This is a genomic window from Salinicola sp. 4072, assembly GCF_036663415.1.
Lineage (GTDB): Bacteria > Pseudomonadota > Gammaproteobacteria > Pseudomonadales > Halomonadaceae > Salinicola > Salinicola salarius_A.
This window is the reverse complement of the sequence record NZ_JAXOVV010000004.1, coordinates 178999-192094: the sequence shown is the minus strand read 5'-3', so window position 1 is coordinate 192094 and position 13096 is coordinate 178999. Positions and strand designations below refer to the sequence as shown.

Sequence of the window (13096 nt, the reverse complement as noted above, 5' to 3'; positions counted from 1 at the left end):
CTGCTCGAACGTCTCCAGGCGTACGAGGACGACGTGCTGCGTTTCCTCGACGACCCCGCCGCGCCCTTCACCAATAACCAAGGGGAGCGTGACCTGCGGATGACCAAGGTCCAGCAGAAGATTTCAGGCTGTTTCCGCTCCTGGGAAGGTGCCGAGATCTTCTGCCGGATGCGCAGCTTCCTCTCGACGGCGGTCAAGCAGGGCCTGGCAGCGCACACCGCACTGGAACAGTTGTTTGCCGGTGAAGTGCCCGAATTCATGCGTCGGGACGGCCTGGATCAGGCAGCGTGACCTGAATAGTTACCTAAAATTTATGTCTCTACGACTTACGCTTTGTCTGAAAAATGCCTGCGCTCGCCCATACTGCGTTAAAAATCGGCTCAAAAGGCTCATTTACTTCCCTGTAAACTCCGCTTTTTCGCCGATTTTTGCCTTGTCTGGCCATCGCTCGTCGATTTTTCAGACAGAGCTTAAAAATGGTAGTTGATGAAAGCCCCGCCCGCCACTGCGTCGCATCGCCGATATCGTCGACGATCGAGCTGTCCGCGGCATCGCCGGTCAGGCGCGAGACGCCGACCAGGCCGGTCACCGACCACTGCCGCGTGAGGTAGTAGCTGAGCGAAGCTTCGCCGCCGACCGTGAAATAGCCATTCGACGGATCGTAGGCGTCAATGCCGGAGCGCGCGCTCTCGCGATTCGAGACGCCGAACAGGTCATCGGTCCAGTCCGCGCTGGTATAGCCGAAGCGTGGTCCGATGGTAAAGACCGCCCGCTCGCCGAGCTTGGTGATGTGAGTTGCCTTGAACCTGACGCGATAGCCGTCGATGTCGCCGCTGAAGGGTGTCTCCGCGGCGGCGCTGTAGCGCCAGGCGTCATCGAGATAGCTGACGCGCAGCCCGGCGGTGGCGCCGCCGTCGACCTGATCCAGATCGTCGATGTCGCCGGTATCGTCGCGGCCGAAGGTGTAGCCGATGAACGGCGCGACCCGCCAGTTATCCTGCTTGATCACGTTCCAGCCGACGCCGTCGGTCACGCTGACGAAGAACGTGTCGCCGTAAGTGGCATCCAGTGACGGCCAAGCGTTCCATTCGTAGTCGTCGCTGCCCAGATAGTCCGGGCTGTAGATCGCCCCGGCGCCCACGGTGCCTTCCCATTCGGGCTGGGCGGCGAGGGCAGCCGAGCTGACGGCGACGCTGCTCGCGGCGAGCGCCAGCTGCCAGGCGAGCTTCTTCCGTGAATCGATCATGTCATGCTTCCTTGGGACGGTCTCGGTATGTGGCGGAAAACATACGGCAGGCTCGAGGGAAAGGCCAGTTTACGCACTCCGGGACGGCCGGGGGAGAGAGTCCCGCACCCGGGCGCTTGCTCTCAAAACGGGATCATCAGTACCAAGCCGGAAATCAGTGCGAAAAGCAGCACGCCCTGTCTCAGCCGGGAGGCGTCGAGTCGCCGATGCAGCAGGCGGCTGGTGACGCTTCCGAGCAGTAGTGGCGGCAGCAGCGCCAGCGCCCATAGCCACTGAACCATTTCGAGCCGGCCGGCCACCGCCAGGCTCAGAAGCGAGATGAGTTCGCCGAGCAGAAAGCAGGCCGCGATGGTGGCCCGCAACTCCGGGCCCGGCCGGTGCTGATAGAGCAGTGCCAGCGGTGGGCCGCCCACGCCGGTGGCAGTCTCGGTCACGCCGGTGATGGTGCCCACCGTCATGCAGCTGCCGCGTCGGGGCGAGAAAGCCGGCGCCCACCAGGCGGCGAGCACGGCGACGACGGTCGAGAGACCGATCAGGAGATTGAGTCCGCCACGGCTCATGACGAGCAGGACACCGAGCCCCGCCAGCGTGCCCGGCAGACGCCCCAGCGTGATCCACCCGACGCCGCGCCAGTCGATCGACCGCCGTTCCCGCAGGGAGACAAACAGGTTGAGCGGCAGCATCAGCATCAGCAGCGCGGTGGGCATCAGCTCCGGGTGGCTCAAGCCGAGTATCGGGGCGACGAGCAGTGCGAATCCGATGCCGATGGCGCCCTGAACGAAGGCCGCCAGCGCCGTTGCCAGCGCCAGCACCAGATAGAGTGCGATATCGCTCATGGTTACCGAGGCCCGAACCGGGACCGGTGTTCGCTCGCGACAGGATGAATGCGCTGGATCGGCGCGCGGGCAACGGCACCGTCGGCGATCTCGTCGATCTCCCGCAGCATGGCCTTGGCGTCCCAGTCGACCGGCCATCCTTTCCACAACCTGAGTCGCCCTTGCGTGAATACCGCCTCGATCTGATCGCGATTGCCGTAGCGCACCAGCTCCCACGGCAGATCCCAGGACGGGGTCAGTTCCGGCACCTCGAGATCCACCAGCAGGAAGTCGGCCGCTAGGCCCGGTGCGATATCGCCAATAAGGTTGCCAAGGCCGACGGCATCGGCGGCCCGGTGGGTCGCGCTATCGAGCCAGAGCCAGCCGCCGCCGCAGGAGCTGTCGCCGTGGGCGATACCGCCGGTCAGCCGCTGGCTGGTCTCGGCGGCATCCATGAGCCGGAAGGCATCGCTGCGCGTGCCGTCCGTGCCCAGGCCAAAGCGGATGCCGAGGGCGGCCATCTGCAGTGCCGGCGCCACGGCGTTACCTTTCCAGCTGCTGGCGACCGGGTTGAAGGCGACCGCCGTGCCGGTGTCTTTCAGCCGGTTGAGTTCGTAAGGCGTGACCAGGGTGGCGTGGGCGATCAGCGTTTGCGGCCCCAGGGCGCCTACTGCGTCGAGATGCTCGAGGGGCCGCTCGCCGCGACTGACCAGCGACCGCTCGACGGCTTGCAGATGTTCGTTGACGTGGGTCTGAAAAATGCGACCGCTCTCCCGGCACAGCTGGGCCGCGTCGTGCAGCATCGTGTCGCTGGCGGCTTCGGGAATCGAGATCGCCAGCGACGGGGTAATCAGCGGGTCGTGTTCCCAGCGCGCCAGATGGCGTTCGGCCCGATGCAGAATCGCGGCAGCTTCGGATTCCTGCCCGCGATCGTTGCAGATTGCGCCGAGGACACAGCGAAGTCCGGTCTGTTGAGCCGCGGTGGCAATGCCGTCCAGCGCCACCGTGGCCCGCGTTCCGGCATCGACGGCGGTGGTGAATCCGCCGCGCAACGCCTCCAATGCCGCCAGTTTGGCGGAGAGGTGAAGCGCGCGTTCGTCCAGGCTGCCTTCCAGCGGCACCCAGACGCGCTTGAAGATCTCCGAGGGCTCGCCGAACACCAGCGACTTGCCCAGCGACTGGGTCAGGTGGTGATGCGTGTCGATGAACCCCGGCATCAGGAGCTTGCCCGGCAGGGGAATCGCTTCCAGCGTCGGATGGCGGGATACCAGGGCGGCGGCCTGGTCGATCTCGGCGAAACGACCGTCGACGACGAGCACGCCTTTGTCGCTCGAGACTTCGCCAGCCATGAGCAGTTTCTCGGGGAGCAGCAGCAGCGTATCGGCGGCCAGGGCTGAGGGTGAAAGGGTTGAAGACGAAAGGGCGTGGTCTGCGTATTGGGTCATGAAGGTTTCCATTCAGCGCTCACGAGATGGCTCGATGGCTCCGGTGTGGTGAAAGAGCAGATTCACCAGAACGGCCGTCACGGTGCCCATCGCCAGGCCGTTGCCCAGCACGATCTGGAGCGAAGCGGGAAAGGCACTGTAGAAGTCGGGCACCAGGATCGGCAGCAGGCCCATCGCGAGCCCTGCCGCCAGGGTGAAGAGATTGCCCTGGCGATCGAAGTCGACCCGGCGCAGCAGGTTGACGCCCATGACGCCGATCACGGCGAACACGATGACGGCGGTGCCGGCCACGACGGCATTGGGCAGGGTCGCCGCCAGCCGCCCCAGCGGGGCAAACAGCGCCAGCAGTATCAGCAGCGTGCCGGTTACGGCGGTGACATAGCGTGAGCGGACGCCGGTCGTCCTGACGATGCCGATGTTCTCCCCGCTGGTGATGATCAGCGACGTGCCCAGACAGCCGCCCAGCAACGAGCCCACCGCATCGGCACGGATATTGCGCGGCACCAGCAGCCGGGCATCGCCGCGCTTGCCGACGATATCGGCGGTGGCCAGGGTCTGCCCCGTGGCTTCGGTCATGGCGATCACGCTGAAGATGATCAGCGGCAGCGAGGCGAACAGATCGAAATGCGGCATGCCGAAGGGAAACAGCGTCGGCAGGGCGATCAGCGGCCCCTCCATGATCGGCGTGAAGTGCATCTCGCCGGCGACCGCCGCGACGAGCACGCCCACGACCAGCCCCAGCATGACCGCGATACGCTGCCAGGCACCGGAGAGCAGGCGGGCGAACAGCACGATGCTGCCCATCGTGACCAGTGCCAGCAGGATCTGCAGCGGCGCGGCGTACCCTTCGCTTCCCGGCTTGCCGATGATCAGGCCGCCGAAAATCCGGATCAGATTGACCGCGACCAGCAGCAGCATGGTGCCGATGACGATCGGCGGGAAGAAGCGCAGCAGCCGGGTGAAGAAAGGCAGGACGAGAAAATAGCAGAGGGCGGTCAGGATCACCGCGCCGACTGCCGTCTGGATATCGGTGGTCTGGGCGATGGTGAGAAAGATCACGATCGGCGCGCCGCCCGGTACCTGGACGAAGGGCAGCCGGGCACCGATACCCAACGGGCCGAAGGTTTGCAGCAGAGTGCCGACACCGCAGGCGAGGAAGGTCGCGCTCATCAGGGCCGTGGCGGTTTCGGTCGAGAAATCCAGCGCCTGGCTGATCAGAAACACGGCGGTGATCGGCGCCGCTGCCATGACCAGCAGATGCTGAAGGCCATAAAGCAGCAGGGCGCCCGGCGAAAGGCGTTCGTCGACGGGGTCCACGCCGGCCGCCCGGGACCGGGAATCGCCGCCGCGCCCGGCGTCGTCGAACGTGGCGTCGCTGTCGATACTGGAATCGCTGTCGGTCTTGGCATTCATGACGGGCTTCCGATTGTTATTGGCAGTGGGGTGCCGCTTGCGCGCTCGTTCGCCGTCTGGAACGACTCGGCTTGCACCCGGTATTGGCCGGCTTTGCTTCAGTGAGGGCCTTTGCGGTGCTCGTAAGCTAACGAGATTTGGCTGTACGATTCCATCATCGATTTTCGTGCATATCGTTCTTTTTTCGGCAACAGTAGCCATTTGGACGACGGTGAACATTCCTATGCAGCTGCTACAGACATCGCTCCGCTATTTCGAAGAGGTGGCCCGGCAGGGTTCCCTGCGCAAGGCTGCCGAGCGGCTGCACGTGGCGGCTTCCGCCGTGAATCGCCAGATTCTCAAGCTGGAGGCCGAACTGGGCGTGCCGCTGTTCGAACGGTTGCCGCGGGGGCTGCGCCTGTCCGCCGCCGGGGAGTTGATGCTCTATCAGATTCGCCAATGGCAGCGCGACGAACGCCACCTGCTGGAAACCCTGGGCAATATCCGGGGCGCCGGAACCGCCGAGATTCGCCTGGCGACGGTGGAGTCGCTCACCGACCAGCTGCTTCCGACGCTGCTGGAATCCTTCAGCCAGCGCTTTCGCGCTCTGCGGCTGGTGCTCGAGACCGGCATGACCGAGTCGATTCTGGAGCAGGTGCAGATCGGCGATGCCGACATCGGGATCTGCATCAACCCGCCGCCGACCCGCAAGGTTCGCTTCGTCCAGCGCGTGAATCTCGAATTCGGCGTCGTCGTCGCGCCATCGCATCCGCTGGCCGAGCAGGCGACGGTCAAGTTGCGCGACTGCCGCGCCCATCGGCTGGTCGCGCCGAGCGGAGAGATGTTCCGCGGGTCGACGCTGGAAAAGCTGCTGGCCAACTCGCCCTACGCTCTGGTGCCGGTGGCCTCCTGCAATCGCATTCTGACGATCAAGTCGTTGGTGCGGGCCGGGCTCGGCATCGCCTTTCTCAACCGGCTGGATGTCGCGCGCGAACTGGCTCAGGGCGAGCTGGTCTTCCGCTCGCTGAGCGACAGACGGCTGCACGCTCAGTTGGCGCTCTGTGTCGCTGCCGATCGCAGCCTGCCGCCGGCGGGGGAGGTGCTGCTGGAACACTTGCGGGTGGCACTGGCGGCCGTGGACGAAAGCTGAGCGCCGATCTCATGCCCAATCCTCCGCGATCGCCGCGGGATACTCCTGAATCCACCGCCAGGCTTTGCATCGCCCCGGGGGCTCTCCTAAGTTGAATAAGCCTCCGCCGCCTGACACGGCGGGGGTTAGCTGACTTCCTGGCTGGCGAGCTCTCGCTGGCCGCTTCGCCGCCTCGACTGCGCCGAGGCGAGCCCGACATGCCGATAGCAACGATGATAACGACAGGCATGATAACGATGGGCGGAAACTGATGAGGATGATTCCATGGACGACAACCCGCGTTCGAGTGCGGGCGTAGACATCTACGATCCCGAGAGCAGCTCGGTCCAGCCAAGCTCCCCCGGTCGCCGCCGTTTCCTGCAGACCGCGGGCATTTCCGGCCTGGCAGTGGCAGCAGCACCGGCGCTTTCCCAGGTGAGCTACGCCGGTTCGCCGGACGAGCCCGGCACGCAGACCGACGCGCCGCCCGCGAAGGGTAAACAGCGCATCACGCTGACCGTCAACGGTCAGCGCCAGCAGCTGGACGTGGCACCCAACGTGATCCTGCTCGACGCGCTGCGTCACGGCCTCGGGCTCACCGGGACCAAGAAGGGCTGCGACCACGGCCAATGCGGCGCCTGCACGATCCTGGTCAACGGCACCGCGATCAACTCGTGTCTGAGCCTCGCGGTCACTCACGACGGCGACGAGATCACGACCGTCGAAGGGCTCGAGAAGAACGGCCGGCAGCATCCGGTTCAGCAGGCGTTTCTCGAACACGATGCCTATCAGTGCGGCTACTGCACGGCCGGGCAGATGATGAGTGCCGTGGCGATCCTGCAGGATGATGACATCGGCACCAGCGATGCCGACGTGCGCGAGGCGATGAGCGGCAACATCTGCCGCTGCGGCGCCTACAAGAACATCGTTGCGGCCATTCAGTCCGCCCGCGGCTCAGTTTAGGTTCTGCGCGAAAACTGGCTGCGCTCGTTCATGCGGCGTTAAAAATCGTCTCAAAATGCTCATTTACAACCTCGTAAACTGCGCTTTTTCGCCGATTTTTGCCTTGTCTGAACCTCGCTCGCCTAGCTTTCGCATCAGAACCGAGGAGAAAGCATCATGAGACATTTCGAATACGCCCGCGCCGAGAGCTCGCAACAGGCTATCGCCGCCCACGGCAGCGACCGCGCCGTCTCGTCCCTGGCCGGCGGCGCCGCTTATCTGGCCGGAGGCACTACGCTGCTGGATTTGGTCAAGCTGGATATCATGCAGCCGCACAAGGTGGTCGACATCAACGGCGTCGCCCTCGACGAGATCGAGCGTCTCGACGATGGCCGCCTTCGTATTGGCGCGATGGTGACCAATACCGCACTGGCGCGGGACAAGCGCGTGGTCGAGAACTATGCCGTGCTATCCCAGGCACTGCTGGCGGGCGCTTCGACCCAGTTGCGCAACAAGGCGACGACTGGCGGCAACGTGATGCAGCGGGTGCGCTGCCCCTATTTCCGCGACGGCGTTTCCGACTGCAACAAGCGTGAACCCGGCAGCGGCTGTGCCGCCATCGGCGGCGTCAATCGCACCGTTCATGCGGTACTCGGCACCAGTGACAGCTGTATCGCCACGCACCCCTCGGACATGTGCGTCGCCATGATCGCGATCGGCGCCACCGTGGTCGTCCAGGGGCCGGAAGGTAGCCGTGAGATCGACTTCGCCGACTTCCACCTGCTGCCTGGCGACACGCCGGCACGGGAGCACGCTCTGGAACCGGGCGAGCTGATCACCCACGTCGTTCTCGATGCGCCCCTCGAGGGCAGCCGCTCGGGCTACCTCAAGCTGCGCGATAGACAGTCCTACCAGTTCGCGCTCGCCTCCAGCGCGGTGATCGTGCGGATGGATGGCAACACCATCCGCGAGGCCCGTGTCGCGATGGGCGGCGTCGGCACCAAGCCGTGGCGCGCGCCGGAAGTGGAAGCGGCACTCAAGGGCAAGGCCGCGAGCGAAGCCGTCTTTGCCGATGCCGCCAGGCTGGCCTTCCAGAACGCCATCGCCTACGCCCACAACGGCTACAAGATCCCGCTCGGCCAGCAGGCCATCGTGCGCAACTTGGTCGACTTGACCGACCTGACCACCGCCTGATCGCCCGCGAGGAGAATCGACCATGAGCGACAAACAGCAAAGCATCATCGGCGCGGGCGTGCCGCGTATCGACGGCCCGGACAAGCTCTCCGGCCGCGCCAACTATGCCGCCGACAACCTGCCGCCCAACCTGGCCTACGGCTACGGCGTCTTCAGCACCGTCGCCAGCGGCAAGGTTTCACAGCTGAGTGTCGACGAAGCCCGCAACATGCCGGGCGTCATCGACATCTTCCACCACGGCCACTTCCCGACGCTCTACCATACGCCGTCGAGCCTGGCCCAGGGCAACAAGGTCGAGGAAACCCGGCTGCCGTTCGAAGACGAACGTGTCTACTACGAAGGGCAGTTCGTGGCCTTGGTGGTTGCGGACACTTTCGAGAACGCGCGGGCGGCAGCGCGCCGGGTCAAGGTGACCTACTCGGCCGACAAGGCCGTGGCCAATCTCGAGCAGGGTCTCGAGGCCAACGGTACCCGGGCGGGCAGCGGCAACCATGAGCGCGGCGATGCGGCATCGGCGTTCGATAGCGCGGCGACCACCATCGACGTGACCTACCGGACGCCGGTGGAGACTCACAACCCGATGGAGATGCACGCCTCCACGGCATGGTGGGACAACGGCGATCTGACGATCTTCGACGCCTCTCAGGGCGTGGTCGTGGCGAAAGGGGCGCTCTCCAAGATTTTCGCCATGCCGCCGGAGCGGATCACCGTGCATGCGCCCTACATCGGCTCCGGCTTCGGCAGCAAGCTGTGGACCTGGCCGCACGCCATCGCCACTGCGGCGGCGTCCCGCGAGCTGGGGCGTCCGGTACAGCTCGTCGTGCCGCGCCAGCAGATGTTCACTACCACCGGCCACCGGCCGGAAACGCGCCAGCGCCTGCGGCTGGCGACGGACGACAACGGCAAGCTGGTTTCGCTGCGGCATGAGTCGATCAACACCACGTCCTTTACCGACCAGTATGTCGAGACCTGCGGCAGCGTGACCAAGAGCCTCTACAGCTGCCCCAATCTGACGGTGAGCCACGAGACCACGCAGGTGAATCGCGGCACGCCGACCTCGATGCGGGCGCCGGGCGCCGCGCCGGGGCTGTTCGCGCTCGAATCCGCCATCGACGAGATGGCCGACGCTGCCGGTGTCGATCCGGTTCAGTTCCGGCTCGACAACTACGCCGAACGCGACGAGAGCAAGGATCTGGATTTCTCGAGCAACCATATCGTCGAAGCGACGAACCAGGCTGCCGAACGCTTCGGCTGGGCCGATCGCAACCCGCAGATCGGCAGCATGCGCGAGGGTCGCGAGATCGTCGGCTACGGCATGGCGGCGTGCAACTGGGAAGCGCTGAAGATGGCCTGCGACGCGCGCGTCTCGATTCGCGCCGACGGCACGGCGTTCGCCTCCTGCGCCACTCAGGACATCGGTACCGGCACCTACACCATCGTCGCCCAGACGGTCAGCGACGTGACCGGCATTCCGATCGATCGCATTACCGTCAAGCTGGGCGACTCCTCCTATCCGGACGGTCCGGTCTCCGGGGGCTCGTGGGCGACGGCGACCACGCTGCCGGCCATCGCCGGGGCGGCCCGCAACGCGCTGGACGAGATGAAACGCTACGCCACCGGCAGCAACGGCGCCTTTGCCGGGGTGTCCGGCGAAGAGCTGGAAGTCGCGAACGGCGGCCTGCGCAATGCCGACGGCAGGCAGGTGAGCTTCGCCGAGATCCTCGAGGCCGGGCGTTACGGCAGCGCCGACGGGGAAGCACATACCGAGGCCGCCGACTCGAAGTACTCCTATCGCTCCTTCGGCGCCCATTTCGTCGAGGTACGTTGGGACCCGGGTATCTCGCATCTGCGCGTGGCGCGGGTGGTCAGCGCTATCGACGTCGGCAAGGTGATCAACGAAACCACCGCGCGCAACCAGGTCGAAGGCGCCGTGGTGATGGGCATCGGCATGGGACTGTTCGAGGCCACCGAGTACGACGAGCGCAACGCCCGGCCGGTCAACAACGACTATGCCGAATACGTGGTGCCGGTGCATGCCGACCAGCCGGAAATCGACGTGATCCTGCTCGACTATCCGGATCTGGCATTCAACGAGTACGGCGCCCGCGGCATCGGCGAGATCGGCGTTACCGGGCTCGCGGCGGCTGTCGCCAACGCGGTCCATCACGCCACCGGCAAGCGCATCCGCGAACTGCCGATCACCCTCGACAAGCTGATGGACGACGTGCCCCAGGCACGGAGTGCATAGTCGATAGACGCAGAGTGCGTAACGTGAGTAAGACGCGGAACGCTTGAGAGGGTTCTGTGTCCCAGCGAAAGCCGCCGCCCTTCGGAAATGCCAAACCGGAGGGCGGCGGTTTTTTCGATCTCGCTTTTACGGGTTTGATACTACTACTGCTGCAACGTCGCTTCGACGAGCTTCTGCATCGCCTGTTGCAGCGGTCCGATGGCGGGGCAGTCGGCGGCGCCGTGACGTTCGGCGATCCACGCCGGGTCGTTGTAGCCGAGCCAGGTCTGGCCTTCGTCGTCCTGCCAGACCAGCGCCTTCATCGGCAGGTCGATGCCGGCGGTGGGCGCGCACTGCATCAGCGGCGTGGCGGTCTTGGGGTCACCGAAAATGATCACTTCGTTGGGCAGCAACGCCATGCTGCGGGACATCGCGCTCTGGCGATGGTCGACACGGGCGAACACGGTCATGCCGCTGGTGCGGGCCTGCTCGGCGAATCGCGTGGCCGTGTCGTGAACGCTTGCGTCGCTCCTGGCGACGATGAGTCCCGGCACCTCGGTGGCCGGCTCTTGTGCCAGGGCAGGGGTGCTGATGGCCAGGGCGGCCAGCGTGGTCGCCAGGGTGCGTCGTAGCTTTGCCGTGCGTGGAACGACGGAGCGGATCATGCAGTTCTCCCAAAATCTATTCAGTCAGTGAGCGGCTGGCGCAGGGCCGTGGATCGATGGTGCGACGTGCTCTGATCGCTGATCAGAGCGGCGTCGTCGGCAGCATGACCTTGGTCAGAGCGATCTTGCGGGCCAGTTTACGCGGGACATTATCGTCGATGCGATCACGTCGGCGCAGCCCGAAAATTTCTTGGCCGGGCGTCGAGCGGGATCGGGATGTGGTGTCTATGCTGTGTTGGCAAGGCGGCCTCGATGTCCTGACAGCATCACGCCGCCTGATATCCCGTGACGAAAGGCCTGTTCGCCGACCGAAACGCGCTCGGTATTCGTCTGCGGTGTTCCGGCCTGGCTCGAGCCGTTCCAGCAGGATTCGAACCCGTGGCCCCGATCAACTCGAGTCTTCCGCTCGAGGTGACTGTTCAAGACAACGAACCGTGGCGCAGCGCAGTGACGCGCTGAGGCGCCGCGGTCTTCGACCCCCGATGAGGAGCCGGCATGATGGACGATTCCGTGCATTCCCCCGATGACGCTTTGCAACCCAGCGACGCTTCGCGATCCAGCAATACCGTGACGGTCAGCCTGACGATCAATGGCGAGCCCGTCACCCTGGAGGTCGAGCCCAACGTGGTGCTGCTCGACGCCCTGCGCGAACGCCTCGACCTGACCGGCACCAAGAAGGGCTGCGATCACGGCCAGTGCGGCGCCTGCACCGTGCTGATCGACGGCCACTCGGCCAACTCCTGCCTGACACTCGCGGTCATGCATGAAGGCAGCGAGATCACCACCGTCGAAGGGCTCGCCCGCGACGGCCAGCTCCATCCGGTGCAGGAAGCCCTCCTCGAACACGACGCCTACCAGTGCGGCTACTGCACCGCGGGGCAGATGATGTCGACCGTGTCGATGCTCAATGACGAGCGCATCGGCAGCGATGATGCCTCGGTCAAGGAAGCGATGAGCGGCAACATCTGCCGCTGTGGCGCTTACAAGAACATTCTGAGTGCGGTCCAGTCCGCGCGTGAAAAGGTCTGAGGAGGCGTTCAGCATGCGCAATTTTTCCTATCAGCGCGCCGGGGATGTCGCCGAGGCGACCGCTCTGCATGGCAACGACCACAGCGCCGATTTCATCGCCGGTGGCACCAACCTGATCGACATGGTCAAGCTCGACATCATGCGCCCGCAGCGTCTGGTCGACGTCAACCGGCTGCCGCTGACCGACATCGAATCACTCGACGACGGCCGGCTCAAGATCGGCGCGCTGGTGACCAATACCGACCTGGCCTACCACGAGCGTGTCCTCGCCGACTATCCGGTGCTGTCCGAGGCGCTGCTGTCCGGCGCCTCGACCCAGCTGCGCAACGTGGCTACCACGGCGGGCAATGTCATGCAGCGCACCCGCTGCCCGTACTTCCGCAACCCGGCGCGGCCGTGCAACAAGCGCGAACCCGGCTCCGGCTGTGGCGCGCTGGAAGGCATCAACCGCAACCATGCAGTGCTGGGGACGAGCGATCACTGCATTGCCGTCCACCCCTCCGACATGTGCGTGGGCATGCAGGCATTGGGCGCGACCCTGACCGTCGAGGGGCCGGGCGGCACTCGTGACATTCCCTTTGAGGATTACCACCTGCTGCCGGGCGATACGCCGGAGCGCGAGCACGATCTGAACGATGGCGAGCTGATTACCCACGTTACCCTCGACGCCCCGATCGACGGCGCCAGGGGCCACTATCTCAAACTGCGCGACCGGATGTCCTACGAGTTCGCGCTGGCTTCCTGTGCCGCCGTGGTGGCCATGGACGGCGATGCCATCCGTGAAGCGCGCATCGCGCTGGGCGGTGTCGGCACCAAACCGTGGCGCTCTCATGAGGCGGAAGCGGCGCTCAGCGGCCAGCCCGCGACGGAGGAAACGTTCCAGAAAGCGGCCGAGGCGGCCATGGCCGGCGCCGTGGCGCATCGCGACAACGCGTTCAAGATTCCACTGGCGAAGCAGGCGATCGTCCGCGCTCTCGCGACGGTGACCGCACAGAGCTAAGGAGATGCAACG

At 65.2% G+C, this 13096-nt stretch carries 12 protein-coding genes; 7 read left to right on the top strand and 5 right to left on the bottom strand.

Annotation, left to right across the window (positions count from 1 at the left end; all coding sequences use genetic code 11):
* On the top strand, positions 1-291 hold a 291-nt coding region (locus R3F72_RS05495), incomplete at its 5' end, for an IS66 family transposase (RefSeq protein ID WP_332778557.1).
* Positions 292-319: 28 nt separating this feature from the next.
* On the opposite strand, the gene R3F72_RS05490 is transcribed toward R3F72_RS05495, so the two are convergent.
* The 4 genes from R3F72_RS05490 to R3F72_RS05475 form a co-directional block, all read right to left on the bottom strand.
* Complete coding sequence (locus R3F72_RS05490) at positions 320-1141, bottom strand: MipA/OmpV family protein (RefSeq protein WP_256961223.1); 822 nt, start codon at positions 1139-1141, stop codon at positions 320-322.
* A gap of 227 nt (positions 1142-1368) precedes the next feature.
* On the bottom strand, positions 1369-2082 hold the full coding sequence (locus R3F72_RS05485) for a sulfite exporter TauE/SafE family protein (protein ID WP_332779110.1): 714 nt from the start codon (positions 2080-2082) through the stop codon (positions 1369-1371).
* 2 nt (positions 2083-2084) lie between these two features.
* Positions 2085-3506 carry an amidohydrolase family protein gene (locus R3F72_RS05480; protein WP_332779109.1) on the bottom strand — a complete coding sequence of 474 codons (1422 nt, stop codon included), beginning with the start codon at positions 3504-3506 and terminating at the stop codon, positions 2085-2087.
* 12 nt (positions 3507-3518) lie between these two features.
* Complete coding sequence (locus tag R3F72_RS05475) at positions 3519-4919, bottom strand: uracil-xanthine permease family protein (RefSeq protein ID WP_303855602.1); 1401 nt, start codon at positions 4917-4919, stop codon at positions 3519-3521.
* 223 nt (positions 4920-5142) lie between these two features.
* Here R3F72_RS05475 and R3F72_RS05470 point away from each other — a divergent pair, with 223 nt between their 5' ends.
* From R3F72_RS05470 to R3F72_RS05455, 4 genes are all read left to right on the top strand, one after another.
* Positions 5143-6048 (top strand): LysR family transcriptional regulator, encoded by a 906-nt coding sequence (locus R3F72_RS05470; protein WP_303855604.1) that lies wholly within the window; start codon positions 5143-5145, stop codon positions 6046-6048.
* Between the two features lie 264 nt (positions 6049-6312).
* The gene (locus tag R3F72_RS05465; RefSeq protein ID WP_087719154.1) at positions 6313-6990 is read left to right on the top strand and encodes a (2Fe-2S)-binding protein; all 678 of its coding nucleotides are present in this window, start codon (positions 6313-6315) and stop codon (positions 6988-6990) included.
* A 156-nt stretch (positions 6991-7146) separates the two neighbouring features.
* The gene (locus R3F72_RS05460) at positions 7147-8163 is read left to right on the top strand and encodes an FAD binding domain-containing protein (RefSeq protein ID WP_332779108.1); all 1017 of its coding nucleotides are present in this window, start codon (positions 7147-7149) and stop codon (positions 8161-8163) included.
* A 22-nt stretch (positions 8164-8185) separates the two neighbouring features.
* On the top strand, positions 8186-10411 hold the full coding sequence (locus R3F72_RS05455) for a xanthine dehydrogenase family protein molybdopterin-binding subunit (protein WP_332779107.1): 2226 nt from the start codon (positions 8186-8188) through the stop codon (positions 10409-10411).
* 143 nt (positions 10412-10554) lie between these two features.
* Here R3F72_RS05455 and R3F72_RS05450 read toward each other — a convergent pair whose 3' ends face one another.
* Positions 10555-11055, bottom strand: coding sequence for a DUF302 domain-containing protein (locus R3F72_RS05450; protein ID WP_332779106.1), 501 nt, complete (start codon positions 11053-11055; stop codon positions 10555-10557).
* Between the two features lie 495 nt (positions 11056-11550).
* On the opposite strand from R3F72_RS05450, the gene R3F72_RS05445 reads away from it, so the two are divergent.
* Both R3F72_RS05445 and R3F72_RS05440 read left to right on the top strand, forming a co-directional pair.
* Complete coding sequence (locus tag R3F72_RS05445) at positions 11551-12084, top strand: (2Fe-2S)-binding protein (protein WP_332779105.1); 534 nt, start codon at positions 11551-11553, stop codon at positions 12082-12084.
* Between the two features lie 13 nt (positions 12085-12097).
* Entirely contained in the window at positions 12098-13084 is a 987-nt protein-coding gene (locus R3F72_RS05440) for an FAD binding domain-containing protein (protein ID WP_332779104.1), read from the top strand.
* Positions 13085-13096 lie beyond the last annotated feature (12 nt).

What these genes read in the sequence shown, in the direction of transcription:
- R3F72_RS05485 (WP_332779110.1), bottom strand. Translation starts at nt 2,082, where the DNA reads ATGAGCGATATCGCACTCTATCTGGTGCTGGCGCTGGCAACGGCGCTG.
- R3F72_RS05480 (WP_332779109.1), bottom strand. Translation starts at nt 3,506, where the DNA reads ATGACCCAATACGCAGACCACGCCCTTTCGTCTTCAACCCTTTCACCC.
- R3F72_RS05475 (WP_303855602.1), bottom strand. Translation starts at nt 4,919, where the DNA reads ATGAATGCCAAGACCGACAGCGATTCCAGTATCGACAGCGACGCCACG.
- R3F72_RS05470 (WP_303855604.1), top strand. Translation starts at nt 5,143, where the DNA reads ATGCAGCTGCTACAGACATCGCTCCGCTATTTCGAAGAGGTGGCCCGG.
- R3F72_RS05465 (WP_087719154.1), top strand. Translation starts at nt 6,313, where the DNA reads ATGGACGACAACCCGCGTTCGAGTGCGGGCGTAGACATCTACGATCCC.
- R3F72_RS05460 (WP_332779108.1), top strand. Translation starts at nt 7,147, where the DNA reads ATGAGACATTTCGAATACGCCCGCGCCGAGAGCTCGCAACAGGCTATC.
- R3F72_RS05455 (WP_332779107.1), top strand. Translation starts at nt 8,186, where the DNA reads ATGAGCGACAAACAGCAAAGCATCATCGGCGCGGGCGTGCCGCGTATC.
- R3F72_RS05450 (WP_332779106.1), bottom strand. Translation starts at nt 11,055, where the DNA reads ATGATCCGCTCCGTCGTTCCACGCACGGCAAAGCTACGACGCACCCTG.
- R3F72_RS05445 (WP_332779105.1), top strand. Translation starts at nt 11,551, where the DNA reads ATGATGGACGATTCCGTGCATTCCCCCGATGACGCTTTGCAACCCAGC.
- R3F72_RS05440 (WP_332779104.1), top strand. Translation starts at nt 12,098, where the DNA reads ATGCGCAATTTTTCCTATCAGCGCGCCGGGGATGTCGCCGAGGCGACC.